At 67.2% G+C, this 14,880-nt stretch carries 12 protein-coding genes; 10 read left to right on the top strand and 2 right to left on the bottom strand.

The features are described from left to right. Positions 1 to 73 precede the first annotated feature (73 nt). On the bottom strand, positions 74 to 1,087 hold the full coding sequence (locus AE618_RS15630) for a heparin lyase I family protein (RefSeq protein ID WP_054209990.1): 1,014 nt from the start codon (positions 1,085 to 1,087) through the stop codon (positions 74 to 76). Between the two features lie 199 nt (positions 1,088 to 1,286). Between AE618_RS15630 and AE618_RS15625 the strand changes: the two genes are divergently transcribed. The 3 genes from AE618_RS15625 to AE618_RS15615 are packed head-to-tail and all read left to right on the top strand — an operon-like array spanning position 1,287 to position 6,419. After that, a complete protein-coding gene (locus tag AE618_RS15625; protein WP_054209989.1) occupies positions 1,287 to 4,019 on the top strand; it encodes an ABC transporter transmembrane domain-containing protein in 2,733 nt (910 codons plus the stop codon). Beyond that, positions 4,016 to 4,465: a cyclic nucleotide-binding domain-containing protein gene (locus AE618_RS15620; RefSeq protein WP_054209988.1), complete on the top strand. Its 450-nt coding sequence runs from the start codon at positions 4,016 to 4,018 to the stop codon at positions 4,463 to 4,465. The genes AE618_RS15625 and AE618_RS15620 overlap by 4 nt, the downstream gene beginning before the upstream one ends. A 16-nt stretch (positions 4,466 to 4,481) precedes the next feature. Continuing rightward, positions 4,482 to 6,419 carry an adenylate/guanylate cyclase domain-containing protein gene (locus AE618_RS15615; RefSeq protein ID WP_054209987.1) on the top strand — a complete coding sequence of 646 codons (1,938 nt, stop codon included), beginning with the start codon at positions 4,482 to 4,484 and terminating at the stop codon, positions 6,417 to 6,419. 3 nt (positions 6,420 to 6,422) lie between these two features. On the opposite strand, the gene AE618_RS15610 is transcribed toward AE618_RS15615, so the two are convergent. Further along, positions 6,423 to 7,016: a hypothetical protein gene (locus tag AE618_RS15610; protein WP_156330299.1), complete on the bottom strand. Its 594-nt coding sequence runs from the start codon at positions 7,014 to 7,016 to the stop codon at positions 6,423 to 6,425. A 32-nt stretch (positions 7,017 to 7,048) separates the two neighbouring features. On the opposite strand from AE618_RS15610, the gene AE618_RS15605 reads away from it, so the two are divergent. From AE618_RS15605 to AE618_RS15575, 7 genes are all read left to right on the top strand, one after another. Beyond that, positions 7,049 to 7,711, top strand: coding sequence for a hypothetical protein (locus AE618_RS15605; protein ID WP_054209985.1), 663 nt, complete (start codon positions 7,049 to 7,051; stop codon positions 7,709 to 7,711). Next, the gene (locus AE618_RS15600; RefSeq protein WP_054209984.1) at positions 7,708 to 8,973 is read left to right on the top strand and encodes a glycosyltransferase; all 1,266 of its coding nucleotides are present in this window, start codon (positions 7,708 to 7,710) and stop codon (positions 8,971 to 8,973) included. Before AE618_RS15605 ends, AE618_RS15600 begins: the two co-directional genes overlap by 4 nt. Continuing rightward, positions 8,970 to 10,172 carry a glycosyltransferase family protein gene (locus tag AE618_RS15595; RefSeq protein WP_054209983.1) on the top strand — a complete coding sequence of 401 codons (1,203 nt, stop codon included), beginning with the start codon at positions 8,970 to 8,972 and terminating at the stop codon, positions 10,170 to 10,172. The genes AE618_RS15600 and AE618_RS15595 overlap by 4 nt, the downstream gene beginning before the upstream one ends. A 147-nt stretch (positions 10,173 to 10,319) precedes the next feature. Next, entirely contained in the window at positions 10,320 to 11,306 is a 987-nt protein-coding gene (gene cobS, locus AE618_RS15590) for a cobaltochelatase subunit CobS (protein ID WP_054209982.1), read from the top strand. A gap of 14 nt (positions 11,307 to 11,320) precedes the next feature. Beyond that, positions 11,321 to 11,737 (top strand): GNAT family N-acetyltransferase, encoded by a 417-nt coding sequence (locus tag AE618_RS15585; protein WP_054209981.1) that lies wholly within the window; start codon positions 11,321 to 11,323, stop codon positions 11,735 to 11,737. Then, on the top strand, positions 11,734 to 13,635 hold the full coding sequence (gene cobT, locus AE618_RS15580; protein WP_054209980.1) for a cobaltochelatase subunit CobT: 1,902 nt from the start codon (positions 11,734 to 11,736) through the stop codon (positions 13,633 to 13,635). Before AE618_RS15585 ends, cobT begins: the two co-directional genes overlap by 4 nt. 220 nt (positions 13,636 to 13,855) lie before the next feature. Then, positions 13,856 to 14,854, top strand: coding sequence for an esterase-like activity of phytase family protein (locus tag AE618_RS15575; RefSeq protein ID WP_054209979.1), 999 nt, complete (start codon positions 13,856 to 13,858; stop codon positions 14,852 to 14,854). Positions 14,855 to 14,880 lie beyond the last annotated feature (26 nt).

Genomic DNA, 14,880 nt, shown 5'->3' with positions numbered 1-14,880 from the left:
CTGAACGTCTGAAGAAGACAACGTCAGTAGACGTGGAAAGTGCCATCTTGCCAATGGCTTTTGACCGGTCTTCTCATTGCGGCGGACATTGGCCGCTGCGGATGACATCGGTGCAACGGGGCCCGCGCCGGAAATCGCCATAGCTGACGCTCCAGGGCCGATGGCCGGGGGCGCGATAGGGGCCGAACTTGAAATACTGGTTCTGGCCGAGACCGGGCCCGCGATGGCCGATATGGCCCCTGACGGTGGCGATATGGACGCCATTGGCGATGATCTCGACATGGCCGTCGCCGTCGGGACCCGGCTGCGAGCGGATGACGAAATCGATCCAGCCCTGCTGGGCTGACGGCAGATCGGCGTGGCGGATCACGGTGATGCCGGGCGCACAGCTGTCGAAATACGCGGGATAGTTGGACGGCGACGCGCCGCTCTCGATCGCGACGAGGGCCCGCGTCTGCCGCGCGGTCGGCCGGCTCAGCGCCCGTGCCTCCCCGTCGCGGCAGCCATCGGGACGTTGAGCACCGCCGACGGGAAAGGATTCGATCAGGTCGGTTTCCACCGTGACGCCGAGCCGCCCGCGATAAAGTCGCAGCGCCAGGAAGGGCGAGTAGTCGCGTTTCGCCTCGGGCAGGATCTCGCGTTTCCACTGCGCCATGACATAGCGCCCGTCGTCCTGGGGCAGCGGATCCTCCAGATACATGGAAAAACCGTACCAGACCGGCCTGTCATAGGGCGCCAGCACGCTGGGGCGCTCCCAGACCTCGGCCCTCTCGCTGCAGGTCTCTCCGGGCGAACGGCAGGCGGGCACGACGGTGAGCGTCACGGCAGCGCGTCCCGTCGCGACATGCCGCTGCTGGAAATCGACCCGTCCGGCGCGCTGCTCGGGATTGTCCTTGTAGAAAAGGCCGCTGCCGGGCGCGAATTGCCCGTCGTGGAAGCTGTCCCGCAGAACGAGATCGGAGGGGTCGGCCGGTTGTTTTGCCGAGACGGGCTGTGACGATGAAAGGCCCAGGGCCAGGATCGGTATGGCAGCCTTCATGCCGGCGCGCAGAAGCATGCTCAGCGGAGCCGGGAGCGATGTCTGCATCACACGATCCGGCGCCCTGCTGCGCTCTCGACGACTCCCGTGACGCGCTGGCTGCAGTGAAGGTACAAGCGCATCTTGCCGTCATCCTTTCGCGATCCTCGTGAGCGCCACATTGCGCTCGACGCAAAGCTGACACACATATGGTCGCAGCAGGTCAAGAGACGGGCGCGCTGCCTGACGCGCCGGACAGGATTGCCCGTTGGAGACCAACCTCTTCCGTTATGTCTGGGAGAAGAGCCGCGGCGAACAGATCATCGTCCTGCTGATCATCCTCGCCTCGATCCCGTTCTACTGGGCCTCGTTCGACGTACCGAAGCGGATCGTCAACGACGCGATCCAGGGCGGCGCGTTCAAGGACGGCAAAACCAGCGCCACGCTGCTCGATTTCACGCTGCACCTGCCGTCCTTCCTGGGCGGCGCAAGCTTCAAGCTGTTCGAGGGTTTCCAGGTGGGCCAGCTCGGCCTGCTGCTCGGCCTCAGCGGCTATTTCCTGTTTCTCGTCCTGGTCAACGGCGCGTTCAAATACGTCATCAACGTCCGCAAAGGCATTCTCGGCGAGCGCATGCTCAGGCGCATGCGCTACGACCTGTTCAGCCAGCTGATGCGTTTCCGGCCGGAGGATATCCGCGCGGTCAAGCCGGCCGAGGTCGCCAGCATGATCAAGGACGAGGTCGAGCCGATCGGCGGTTTCGTCGGCGACGCCTTCATCCAGCCGGTCTTCCTGCTGAGCCAGGCCCTGACCGCGCTGGTCTTCATCATGGCCCAAAGCGTCTGGCTCGGCTCGATCGCACTCTTGATCGTGCTGGCCCAGGCGATCATCATCCCGATCCTGCGCCGGGAGCAGCTTCGGCTCGGTCGTGAACGGCAGATCGCCTCGCGCCAGCTTGCCGGCCGCATCGGCGAGATCGTCGATGCCGGCCCCACGATCCAGGGCCATGGTGCCACGACCTACGTCCAATCGGACATCGCCGGACGGCTGGGGCGGCTCTTCGACATTCGCTACGCGCTCTACAAGCGCAAGTTCGCGGTCAAGTTCCTGAACAACCTGCTGGCCCAGATCACGCCGTTCTTCTTCTACGCGATCGGCGGCTTCTTCGCCCTGCAGGGCCGGCTCGACATCGGCCAGCTCGTCGCCGTCATCGCCGCCTATCGCGACCTGCCGCCACCGATCAAGGAGCTGATCGACTGGGACCAGCAGCGCAACGACGTGACGATCAAATACGAGCAGGTGATCACCCAGTTCAACGCCGACGAGACGATGGAGCTCGACGAGGCCGACGGCGTCGCCCGCCTGCCGGAAACCGGAGAGATCAGGCTCGACGGCGTGCAGATGCTGGACAACCGTGGCCAACCGCTGCTGACGCCGCTCTCGGTCCGGATTCCAAGACCCGGCACCGTCGCCGTGATCGGTCCCCATGGCGGCGCGATCGACGTGCTCGGGCGGATCCTGGGCCGGCAGACGATGAGCTATTCCGGCCGCGTCATCATCGACGGTGTGCCCCTGTCGCGCATGTCGGTCGAGCGGGCGAGCCATCTGATCGGCTATGCCGGCAGCGAGACCGAAATCATCGCCGGCACGATCCGCGACAACATCCTGCTGCCCTTGAAGCGGCGCAGGCCGAGCCTCAAGCCCACTGGCAAGGTGACGGCGATCGAGCACCGCCGATTCGTCGAGGCAATCCGCTCCGGCAATACGCCGCTGTCGTTCGAGGCGGACTGGACCGACTACGAGGGCGCGGGCGTCGCCGACGAGACCGAACTGGCGGCCCGCGTCGGGGTCGTGCTCGACGTGCTCGGTTGTGCCGAGGACGTCTATGAACTCGGCCTCGACGGCAAGGTGACGGCATCGCTGCGCTCCGAAGCCAAGGCACAGATCGTCGAGGCGCGGCGGGCCGTGGCCGATGAACTCGGCCGCAGCAAGCTCGCGGGGCTGATCACGCCCTTCGACACCGAGAGCTACAATGCCAATGCCACCATCGCCGAGAACCTGATCTTCGGTGCTCGTATGGGGCCGCGCTTCGCCAACGAGACACTGCTGTTCGAGCCCTATGCGCATGCGATCCTCAAGGCGGAATCGCTGATCGAGCCGCTGGTCGACGTCGGCTCGCGCATTGCCGCGACGGTGGTCGAAATCTTCGCCGGTCTGCCGCAGGGACACGCGCTGTTCGAGCGTTACTCCTTCGGGGCCGGCGCCGACATGGACAGGCTCGGCGAACTCGCGGTGCTGCTCAACAAGCACGATATGCGCATGCCGCTCGACGCCGTGGCGGAGCGCGACCTGGTCGCGCTGGCGCTGGGCTATATCGAGCCCAAACACCGGCTCAACCTGCTCGACGAGCGCCTGCAACGGCGCATCCTGCGTGCGCGCCAGAGCTTCAAGGCGCATCTCCCGGCCGACGCCGCTGAAGACGTCCACTTCTACGATCCCGAGAAAGTGATGCTGGGCGCGAGCCTGCGCGACAACCTGATGTTCGGGCGCGTCGGCCACGGCATCGCCGATGCCGGCAAGAAGGTGGCGCAGATCGTGCGCAAGGCGCTGGCGCGGGCAGGGCTGGACGGCGAGCTCTACCGGATCGGGCTCAACACCGATTGCGGCATCCGGGGGCGCTTCCTGCCGGCCCGGCTGAAGCTTGCCGTGCCGCTGGCGCAGGCGCTCATCAAGGCGCCGCAGATCGCCGTGCTGGATGTCGGCTCTTTTCTTGCTACCTCGTCGCAACCCGACGAGGTTCTTGACCGGCTGCGCGAACATTGCGCGGGCATGACACTGGTCCTTCTTGTCGGGGATGCTACTCTCCTCCACGGCATTCCGCTGCGGATCGTCTTCAACGGCCCTTCCGGGACGATCGAGAGCGAAGACGATGGGGATGCTGGTGACGCCATCGCCCCTTCGAGACGGCGCAGCGGCGTCGAGCAGATGGAGGCGCGACCATGACACTCGAAGCAGACATCGCTTGCCTGGGCCGTCTTCCACTGTTCCGGGCGCTGCCGCTGCCGCGGCTCAAGCTCGTCGCGCTGATGGGTGAAAAGCTTAGTTTCGAAGCCGGCGCCCAGATCGCCGCGGAGGGCGAAAAGCCCGAGGGTGTCTATGTCGTCCTGCAGGGCGAGGTCGAGATCTCGAATGAACGCTCCAATGGAGAGGGGCCGCGGTTCCACCTCAATTCGGGCAGCCTGATCGGCGACGTGCCGCTGCTGTCGGGCCAGAGCTATGTCGGATCGATTTCGGCGAAGAGCGCAGTCACCGTGCTGCTGCTGCCAAAGGATCTGTTCTTCGAGCTCATGGAGACGATCCCGGATTTCAGCCTGGCGCTGACGCGGGATCTCGCCTCGCGGCTGTACAGGCTGGCAAATTTTACGCTTCACGCAGAGAAGGTTCACTGACGATGCGGGTGCCGGCATGAGCCTGCAGCAGACGGTCGGCCCAGGACGCCCCGGCATGGGATCGGGCATGGGTGCCGGCATGGACCAGGTGTCTTCGTGGAGCCGCGACATCCGCTTCGTGTCGGGCATGGTGCTGCTGTTCTTCGCGACGACCCATTTCCTCAACCATGCCGCCGGCATCGCGGGCGTTGCGGTGATGGAGCAGGCGCAGGAGTGGCGCTACTGGCTGTGGCATTCGTGGATAGGGACGGTCGCGCTCTACGGCTCGCTGATCGTGCATCCGTTTTTCGCGCTCGTGCGCGTCGCCCAGCGCCGCACCTTCAAGATGCCGGCGCGCGAGATGCTGCAGATCGCGCTCGGTCTGGCGATCCCGCTCTTCCTGATCGACCACATCGTCGGGACGCGGGTAATGGGCACCTTCTTCAATCTCGACGAAAGCTATCAAGCCGTCCTGCGGCGGCTCTGGCCGGGGCTCGCCGTCGCCCAGTCCGTGCTGCTGCTGCTCGTCTGGGTGCATGGCATCATCGGACTGCATTTCACGCTGCGTTCGCGCGATGGCTACCAGCGCTGGCGCGACCCCTTCCTGCTGGCCGCGATTCTGATCCCGGTCCTGGCTTTGATCGGCTTCGCGGTGGCTGGACGCGAGGCCGGCCACATGGTGGTGGAGCCGGAGGTCACGACCGACGCGCAGATCGTCATGTTCAACCAGAACGTGACCTGGGCGAAATCGGTTTTCTACGGCCTCGTCGGCTGTTTCGTCGGCTTCGTCGGCATCCGCGAGATCAGGGTCCGCACCACCAGGCAGATCACGGTGCGCTTTGTTGGCCATGGCGTGCGCAAGCTGGCGCCGGGGCTGACCGTGCTCGAGATGTTCCGGCGCTTCGGCATTCCCCATGCGGCGCTCTGCGGCGGTCGGGCACGCTGCGCCACCTGTCGCGTGCTGGTGCTGGACGGGGCCGACTCGCTGCCGGCGCCCGGCATGAACGAAGCCAAGTTGCTGCGCCGGATCTCGGCGCCCGAGCGGGTTCGTCTCGCCTGCCAGATCAGGCCGCGTGACGATTTGCAGGTCCAGATTCTGCTGGCGTCGCGACTCAAGGTGGCCAACCCCGGCGAACTGGCGCCGGACGCCAGCGTCGGCAAGCGCGGCCTGACCGTCGTCGTGGCGGATCTGCGAGCCTTTTCGGCGCTCTCCGAACGACAGCTGCCGCAGGAACTGATCGGCCTGCTCAACCGCTTCTTCGACGAGATGGCGCAGGCGATCGCGGCCCATGGCGGACGCATCGACGCCTTCTATGGCGACGGCTTCATGGCCGTTTTCGGGGTGGATGGCACACCGGCCAAGGCGGCGCAGGCGGCGATCAGTTCGGCTGCCGACATCGTGCGCGCCGTCGAGGCGCTCAACCGCGAGTTCGGTGCGGCGCTGCCGCTGCCGCTGCGCATCGGCATCGGCATTCACAGCGGCCAGGCGATCACGGGTTCGGTCGAGAACGACAGCCTCGGCCGGCGCGAGATCACGGTCGGCGAGACCGTGGCGGTGGCCAGCCAGCTCGAATCGGCGACGCGTCGGGTGCTGGCCGATATCCTGGTCTCGGAGGAGACGATCCGTGCGAGCGGACGCAGTTATCGCGGTACGACGCTGCTCAAGATCGCGCTCCGAGGCCGCGAGAAACCGCTGAACGCCTATGGCTTCGCCAGCGCTCCCGAGATCGCGGCGCGAGATGACGAACCGGACACCGCGCCTGCTCCGGCGGTGGCGGCGGGCGATGTCGATATCGATGCGGAGGTCGTCGAGGAGACCGCCCAGGAGGTCATCGAGCGCGAGCAGATCGTCGAACGCGAAGAGGTCGTCGCGGCGAACGGGCCGCAGGAGAAGCCTCCTTCAAAGCCCCGCAAAGTCCCGCGCAAGAAGGCTGTGGCCAAGGCGCCCGCAGAATCCGACGAGACCGGGTCTTGAGGTTCAGGCCGCACCGAAGACGAGGAAGCGCCGGCGGTCGAAGCCGGCAGCCATCAGGGCCTCGTCGTTGATCGTCAAAGCGAGGTCGATGGCCGGCGGCGCGGCCCGGGTCGCGGTCAGCGCGCCGATCTGGCCCTGAGCCCGTTCGAGATCGAGCGCGTAGTCGATCACCAGCACCTGCGCATTCGCCGCGAGCGCGAGCAACTCCGGCGGGGTCGCGCCGCGCCGGCCGAAGGGCTTGAGCGACAATCCCAGCAGCACCAGCGCATAAGGGGCGGGCGGCACGATCTCGACCTCCTGAAGCTTGGCGGCGAGATGGCGCACGCGGCAGGGTGCATGGTTGAGCGTCGTCGCGGAGAAGGCGGGGATCTTCGGGTCAATGACCGTGACCGTTTCCGGATGGTGGGTCAGGAAGCCGGTGATCGGCAGGCCGGCGCCACCGATCTCGACGATATGCGCGCAGAATCGCACCGCATGGGCCGCCAGCACCTGCCGTAGCGCGGCTGCCGGGCTGGAGAGGTGCGGGAGCAGGATGCCCGACGGCGCTGCCGTCGCGTCGCTGGCCTTTGCGGGTGCAGTTGCATATGGTCCGGCCACTTTCACTGCACCTTCCGCCATCCCGATACGGCATGACACGCGCCACGCCTCCCGACGCCTTCTATGACATTCTGCGCGGGGTCGCAGCCCTCACCGGCAACAGCGTGGTGGCCGATCTCGCGCGCCTCGTCGCCGACGACATGCCACCCGAGATCTGGATCGCCTTCAATCACAAGCAGATCGGCTCGAAGCGCTGGCTGGTTGATGCGCTGGCGCAGGTCCTGCCGCAGCCTCAGGGGCCTGTCTGGGTGCTGGGCGCCTGGTATGGCGTGCTTGGCGCGCTGTTGCTGGCCGATGAGCGATTGACGATCCCGGCTGTGGTCAGCGTCGACCTCGATTCGACTTGTGCCGATGTCGCCGAGCGGCTGAACCGTCGCCATGTCGCGGCGGGACGGTTCAGGGCGGTGACCGCCGACATGATGGCGCTCGACTTCGCCGGCCAGGACTCCGCGCCCGGCCTCGTCATCAATACGAGCTGCGAGCATCTGGCGGATGTGCCGGGCTGGCTCGCGACCCTGCCGCCCGGGCTGCCGCTGCTGCTCCAGTCCAACGACTATTTCCGCGAGCCCGATCATCGCAGCTGCGTCGCCTCGCTGGAGGCCTTCAAGGCGCAGGCGGGCTTGTCGGAGACGCTGTTCGCCGGCGCCCTGCCGACGAAGAACTATACCCGCTTCATGCTGATCGGCCGGCGATGAGCGCCCCCTTGGACGCGGCTGCACAGGCACCCCGCATCGCGATCGCGATGAAGGGCTATCCGCGCCTGTCGGAGACCTTCATCGCCCAGGAGTTGCTTGGCTTGCAGCAGCGCGGCGTTGCCTTTGCGATCTGGTCGCTGCGCCGGCCGACTGATGTCGCGCGCCATCTGATGCACAACCAGATCACGGCGCCGGTGAGCTACCTGCCGGAATATCTGCACGATGAGCCCGGGCGGGTGTTGCGCGGCGTGCTGCGGGCGCTGCTGCGGCCCGGCTTCGCGCGGCTGCTGCCGGTCTTCCTGCGCGATCTCGCCCGCGACCGCACGCGCAACCGCTTGCGCCGCTTCGGCCAGGCCTGCGTGATGGCGCGCGAATTGCCGGCCGACATCACGCATCTGCATGTGCACTACCTTCATACGCCGGCCTCGGTGATCCGTTATGCAGCGCTGCTGCGGGGGCTGAGCTGGTCCTTCTCGGCCCATGCCAAGGACATCTGGACGACGCCGGATTGGGAGAAGCGTGAGAAGATCGCGTCCGCCGCCTGGGGCGTGACCTGCACGCGCGACGGCCACCGCGAACTCGCGCGCCTTGCCGACCGGCCCGACAAGGTCGATCTCGTCTATCACGGGCTCGACCTCGCGCGCTTTCCGGCTCCGCCCAGCCGTCCGGCGCGCGACGGTGGCGATGCCGCCGATCCGGTGCGCTTCGTCACGATTGGCCGCGCGGTCGAGAAGAAGGGCTTCGACGATCTCCTTTCGGCACTGGCGCAGCTTCCTGCCGGCCTGCACTGGCGGCTGGCGCATATCGGCGGCGGCGAAAAGCTGAAGGCGCTGCAGGCGCAGGCTGCCGATCTGGGCCTCGGCGACCGAGTGACCTGGGCGGGCCCGAAGGCGCAGGGCGATGTCATCGCGGCGCTGCGCGAGGCCGATCTGTTCGTGCTGCCCTCCCGGCAGGCCGGCGACGGCGACCGCGACGGCCTGCCCAATGTCGTGATGGAGGCGGCGAGCCAGGGCCTGCCGATCGTCGCTACGGATTTTGCCGGCATTCCCGAGTTTGTCCGCGAGGGTGTCGAGGGGCTTTTGGTCCCGCCTGGCGATGTCGCGGCACTGGCGGGGGCGCTGGCTGCGCTGGCGGTCGCGCCGGAGCGGCGCGCGGCGCTGGGGGAGGCGGCCCATCAGCGGTTGACCAGTGCCTTCTCGGCCGCCGCCGGGCTCGACTGGATCGCCGCAAGGCTGCGCGCTTCGTCGGGCGAGCGGCCATGAATGGCACCGTGCTGATCGCGGTGACGCATCTGCTCGGCAGCGGGCATCTGGTGCGGGCGGGCCATCTCGCCCGGGCGCTCGCCGCGAGCGGCTATGCCGTGACGCTCGCCAGCGGCGGCATGCCGATGCGGGCGATGGAGGGCGAGCCCTTCGCCTTCGTGCAATTGCCGCCGGTGAAGGTCGAGGGCGTCGATTTCCGCAACCTCCTCGACGAGGAGGGCGTGCCGATCGCGGCCTCCCGGCGCACTGAGCGTCAGGCGATTCTCGCGCAGCTTGCGACGGCGCTTCGGCCAGATGTCGTGATCACCGAGCATTTTCCGTTCGGGCGGCGGCAGCTTGCGGATGAGTTCCTTGGCCTCATCGCTGCGGCGAAGGCGGCCAACCCGCGCGTTTTGGTGCTGGCTTCGGTCCGCGACGTGCTGGTGACGCCGCGGCCGGACCGGATCGCGGAGGCGCATCGGCGGCTCGCCGACCATTTCGACGGCGTGCTCGTCCATGGCGATGCAGCCTTCCTGCCGCTGGAGGCGTCCTGGCCGGTCTCGGCCGGGCTTGCGGAGAGGCTGCATTACACGGGGTATCTGGCTGCGCCGTCATTGCGAGCGGAGCGAAGCAATCCAGAGCCGCCCGCTCGACGTCCCCCTGGATTGCTTCGCTCCGCTCGCAATGACGGTGAGGGCGAAATCCTCGTCTCCGGCGGTGGTTCCGGGGCTGCGTTGCCGCTGTTCCGGCTCTGCCTCGATGCCGCGCGCCTCGACACCTCCCGGCCCTGGCGCCTTTTTGCCGGACGCGGCCTCGCTGACGCCGATTTCGCCGGCCTGCGGCAATCGGCCTCGCCCAACGTCACCGTCGAGCGGGCGCGTCAGGATTTTGGCGAACTGCTCGCGGCCTGCGCGCTGTCGATCAGCCAGGCTGGCTACAACACCGTGCTCGATCTCGTCGCGGCGGCGTGCCCCGCCATCGTCGTGCCCTTCGACGCAGGCGCGGAGACCGAGCAGGCGGTGCGTGCCGAGGCGATGGAACGGGCAGGCCTCGCGCGCTGCCTGCGGCTTTCCGGCGCCGATGCCGCAACGCCTGCCGCTTTCGCCGCCGCAGTCAAGGCGGCGCTGACGGCAGGTCCTCCCGGGACCTCGGCGATCGATCGCGACGGCGCAGGCACGGTCGCGGGCATCGTGACGCGGCTGCTGGCGGAGCGGGACTAGGCATGTCTTTTGCGAACAATAGCCTTGGCGCTTTGCGAATTGCCGATGCCGGGCTTTGCCTCTAATTAGGTTGGTATTGCCTCCCTCCTCGGTCGGCGTTGGGACAACCGGTCAATTACCGGCCATGCTCCCACGCCCGGAGATCTGATGATGACAACGACGACTGCCGCCGGCCTGCCCGACATCAAGCTGTCGGTGCGCCAGACATTCGGTATCGATTCCGATCTGGAGGTTCCGGCCTATTCCTCGACCGAGGCGCATGTGCCCGATCTCGACCCGGATTACCGCTTCGACCGCGACACCACGATCGCGATCCTGGCCGGCTTCGCCCATAACCGGCGCGTCATGATCTCGGGCTATCACGGCACCGGCAAGTCGACCCATATCGAGCAGGTCGCGGCCCGCCTCAACTGGCCCTGCGTCCGCGTCAACCTCGACAGCCACGTCTCGCGCCTCGACCTCGTCGGCAAGGACGCGATCGTGCTGAAGGAAGGCAAGCAGATCACCGAGTTCCAGGACGGCATCCTGCCCTGGGCGCTGCAGAACAACATCGCGCTGGTCTTCGACGAGTACGATGCCGGCCGCCCGGATGTGATGTTCGTGATCCAGCGCGTGCTCGAGCAGTCCGGCAAGCTGACGCTGCTCGACCAGAAGCGCGTCATCCGCCCGCACCCCGCCTTCCGGCTGTTCGCCACCGCCAACACGGTGGGCCTCGGCGACACGTCTGGCCTCTATCACGGCACGCAGCAGATCAACCAGGGTCAGATGGACCGCTGGTCGATCGTGACCACGCTGAACTATCTGCCGCACGACAACGAGGTCGAGATCGTGCTGGCGAAGTCGAAGCACTTCCAGGGGAGCCCTGAAGGCAGGGCGACCATCGACAAGATGGTCCGCGTCGCCGATCTCACCCGCAATGCCTTCATGAACGGCGATCTCTCGACCGTGATGAGCCCGCGCACCGTCATCACCTGGGCCGAGAACGCCGCGATCTTCGGCGATATCGGCTTCTCCTTCCGCGTCACCTTCCTGAACAAGTGCGACGAGATGGAGCGCACGCTGGTGGCCGAGTTCTTCCAGCGCTCCTTCGGCAAGGAACTGCCGGAGAGCGCGGCGAATGTGGTCCTGAGCTGACGGTCGCTCCCGCCATGGCGACCCTCCAGCGCGAAAGCGATGTCGCGGCGACGAGGGAGGCCGTGGTCGCGGGGCTGAGCGCCTACAACGCCGCGAGGGCGGGCGAGCGCAACAGCGTGCCGCTCGCGCTCAGCCTGCGCGACGATGACGGCGTCATCGTCGGCGGGCTGATCGGCGAGCTGAAGTGGGAATGGCTCCATGTCGACCTGCTCTGGATCGACGAGGCGCATCGCGGGAAGGGCCATGGCGAGGCCCTGGTCGCGATGGCCGAGGACGCCGCGCGCGAGCATGGTGCGCGGGGCGTGTATCTGAGTACGATGAGCCTTCAGGCGCCTGATTTCTATCCGAAGCTGGGCTATCGGCAGTATGGCGTGATGGAGGACTACCCCGTGGCCGGCCATCGCATCCACCATTTCGCGAAAGCGCTATGAGCATCTCAAATCGCAAGCCCGGCCAGTCCAAGGAAGCGCCAGCAGAGCCGCTGAAGCGCGCGATTTCGCAGACGATGAAGGCGATCGCCCGGAAGCCGGAGATGGAGATCGTCTTCGCGGCGGACAAACCCTCGCTCGTCGGCGACCGCGCCCGCCTGCCCGAGCCGCCGCGCAAGCTGACGCTCGAGGATGTCGCGATCCTGCGCGGCCATTCCGATTCGATGGCGCTGCGGCTCGCCTGCCATGATGCCAGCGTGCATCGCCGCGCCGCACCCGAGGGCGATGCGGCGCGTGCCGTGTTCGACGCTGTCGAGCAGGCGCGCGTCGAATGCGTCGGCTCGCGGCGGATGGCCGGCATGGCCGGCAACATCACCGCCATGCTGGAGGATCGCTATCATCGCGGCGGGCGCTATGAGGAGATCACCGACCGTGCCGACGCCCCGCTGGAGGATGCGCTGGCGCTGATGGTGCGCGAGCGGCTGACCGGCCTGAAGCCGCCCAAGGCGGCGCAGAAGCTGGTCGATCTCTGGCGCGAGCAGATCGAGGAGAAGGCCGGCGCCGATCTCGACCGGCTGTCGAACGCGGTCGAGGACCAGCGCGCCTTCGCACGCACGGTGCGCGACATGCTGGCCTCGCTCGACATGGCCGAGCAGACCTCTCAGGGCGAGGAATCGGAGGAAGACGAGGACAACAAGGACCAGTCCTCCGACGAACAGCAGCAGCAGGATGGCGAGGCCGAGCAGGAAAGTGCCGGTGAGCGCTCCGAGGTCGAGGTCTCCGACGACGCCACCGAGGAGTTGCAGGAAGGCGCGAGCGAAGCTTCCGACGCCCCCTCGGGCGATTGGGACGACGAGGACGAGAATTCGGAGGCCGACGAAGCCGGCGAGGCGCCGCGTCCGCGCGAGGGCAAGCCCAATGACCGGCCTCAGACCGACTACAAGCCCTACACCGTCAAGTTCGACGAGACGATCACGGCCGAGGAGCTCTGCGACGCCGAGGAGCTGACGCGCCTGCGCGCCTATCTCGACAAGCAGCTCGCGCATCTCCAGGGCGTCGTCGCCCGTCTGGCCAACCGGTTGCAGCGTCGCTTGATGGCGCAGCAGAACCGGTCCTGGCAGTTCGACCTGGAAGAGGGCGCGCTCGATCCGGCGCGGCTGCCGCGCATCATCATCGACCCCTATCAGCCGCTCTCCTTCCGGCAGGAATCGGACGTCAATTTCCGCGATACTGTGGTGACGCTTCTGATCGACAATTCCGGCTCGATGCGCGGCCGGCCGATCACGGTCGCCGCGACCTGCGCCGACATCCTGGCCCGGACGCTGGAGCGCTGCGGCGTCAAGACGGAGCTGCTCGGCTTCACCACGCGGGCCTGGAAGGGCGGGCTGTCGCGCGAGTCCTGGCTGCAATCGGGCAAGCCGGCCAATCCCGGCCGCCTCAACGATCTCCGCCATATCATCTACAAGGCGGCGGATGCGCCGTGGCGGCGGGCGCGCAAGAATCTCGGGCTGATGATGCGCGAGGGCCTGCTCAAGGAGAACATAGATGGCGAGGCGCTGGATTGGGCGCATAAGCGCATCCTGGCCCGGCCGGAGCAGCGCAAGATCCTGATGGTGATCTCGGACGGTGCGCCGGTCGACGATTCCACCCTGTCGGTCAACGCCGGCAATTATCTCGAGCGGCATCTGCGCCACATCATCGCCGAGATCGAGACACGCTCGCCGGTCGAGCTGATCGCCATCGGCATCGGCCACGACGTGACGCGTTACTACCGCCGCGCCGTCACCATCGTCGACGCCGAGGAGCTCGGCGGCGTGATGACCGAAAAGCTCGCCGAGCTGTTCGAGGACGATCCGCGGCTGAACGCCAAGTCGTCGGGCGGCGCGCGACGTCGGCAGTGAGGTTGGCCTGCCACATCCATGGGTCTGGCGCGGGGAACCCTCTCCCGGAGGGAGAGGGCAGGGTGAGGGGTCGGCCGTTGGACGTCTTGGCCGAAACCTCACCGTTACCGCCGCTTAGGACTGGCACGCCTCTGGTCCAGGGGCCGACACCTCACCCCTGCCCCTCTCCTTACAGGAGAGGGGTTCCCCGCGCAGGCTTGGCAGCAGGCGCTTCGTTCTGATGCGCCTGACTCGCCGCTCCGCGTTGGCTGGACTCGGTGCGCTCGCCGTCGCGCCCCAAGCCCGTGCCCAGGACCGCGAAGGCGGCCCCGTCACCGTCTCCTCCCGGCCGATCCGCGCTTTCGAGCCGCGAAACCCCGAGAAGACCCGCTTCGGCAAGCTCGCCTTCCGGGGTGGACTCGTGCTCAGCGGCGATCATCCGCGCTTCGGCGGGGTCTCGGGCCTCTGGCGCGGCGGCGCTGATGGCTGCGACCTCGTCGCCGTCACCGATAACGGGTTCTGGCTGACGGCGAGGGTCGCCACGCGCGACGGCAGGCTGACCGGGCTCTACCGCGCGGAACTTGCGCCAATCCTCGGGGCGTCCGGCAAGCCGCTGCACCGCTCGCGCTACTACGACACCGAAAGCCTCTGCATCGCCGATGGTGTCGCTTACATGGGCGTCGAGCGGACGCATGACGTGCTGCGCTTCGACTGGGCCGGTCAGGGCGTCATGGCGCGGGCGCGCATCGTGCCAGTCCCGCGAGAGGTCAAGCGCCTGCCGGATAATCGCGGGCTGGAAGCGATCGGCGTCGTGCCGGCAGGCCAGCCTCTTGCAGGCGCGGTCGTGGCGATCGCCGAGCGTTCGGGCGCCGACGATGAGCCGACGCTGGGCGTGATCCTCGGGCGGCAGCCCGGCCTGTTCCAGGTGGCCCGGCATGACGGCTTCGACATCACCGATCTCGCCTTCCTACCCGATGGCGACATGCTGCTGTTGGAACGCTGGTATCGCCCGCTGCGTGGCGTCGGCATGCGGATCCGTCGCGTGGCGGGCCCAAGCCTGAAAGCGGGCGCCCTGCTCGATGGCCCAGCGCTGATCCAGGCCGATCTCGGGCAGGAGATCGACAATATGGAAGGTTTGGCCGTCCATCTGGAGGATGGCAAGACCATCCTGACGCTGATCTCGGACGACAATTTCTCGTTCCTGCAGCGGACGGTGCTGCTGGAATTCGAGCTGGTTTGAGTTCTAACCCTTACGTTTCAATGTCC

The organism is Allobosea vaviloviae (assembly GCF_001298265.1).
In the GTDB taxonomy this organism is placed as follows: domain Bacteria; phylum Pseudomonadota; class Alphaproteobacteria; order Rhizobiales; family Beijerinckiaceae; genus Allobosea; species Allobosea vaviloviae_B.
Note: the sequence above shows the minus strand (reverse complement) of the source record. Positions and strands in the feature narration are given on the sequence as shown.

Excerpts from the sequence above, each read along its gene's own strand:
- AE618_RS15595 (WP_054209983.1), top strand. The coding sequence starts at position 8,970 with ATGAATGGCACCGTGCTGATCGCGGTGACGCATCTGCTCGGCAGCGGG.
- cobS (WP_054209982.1), top strand. The coding sequence starts at position 10,320 with ATGATGACAACGACGACTGCCGCCGGCCTGCCCGACATCAAGCTGTCG.
- AE618_RS15585 (WP_054209981.1), top strand. The coding sequence starts at position 11,321 with ATGGCGACCCTCCAGCGCGAAAGCGATGTCGCGGCGACGAGGGAGGCC.
- AE618_RS15620 (WP_054209988.1), top strand. The coding sequence starts at position 4,016 with ATGACACTCGAAGCAGACATCGCTTGCCTGGGCCGTCTTCCACTGTTC.
- AE618_RS15615 (WP_054209987.1), top strand. The coding sequence starts at position 4,482 with ATGAGCCTGCAGCAGACGGTCGGCCCAGGACGCCCCGGCATGGGATCG.
- AE618_RS15575 (WP_054209979.1), top strand. The coding sequence starts at position 13,856 with ATGCGCCTGACTCGCCGCTCCGCGTTGGCTGGACTCGGTGCGCTCGCC.
- cobT (WP_054209980.1), top strand. The coding sequence starts at position 11,734 with ATGAGCATCTCAAATCGCAAGCCCGGCCAGTCCAAGGAAGCGCCAGCA.
- AE618_RS15630 (WP_054209990.1), bottom strand. The coding sequence starts at position 1,087 with ATGCAGACATCGCTCCCGGCTCCGCTGAGCATGCTTCTGCGCGCCGGC.
- AE618_RS15600 (WP_054209984.1), top strand. The coding sequence starts at position 7,708 with ATGAGCGCCCCCTTGGACGCGGCTGCACAGGCACCCCGCATCGCGATC.
- AE618_RS15605 (WP_054209985.1), top strand. The coding sequence starts at position 7,049 with ATGACACGCGCCACGCCTCCCGACGCCTTCTATGACATTCTGCGCGGG.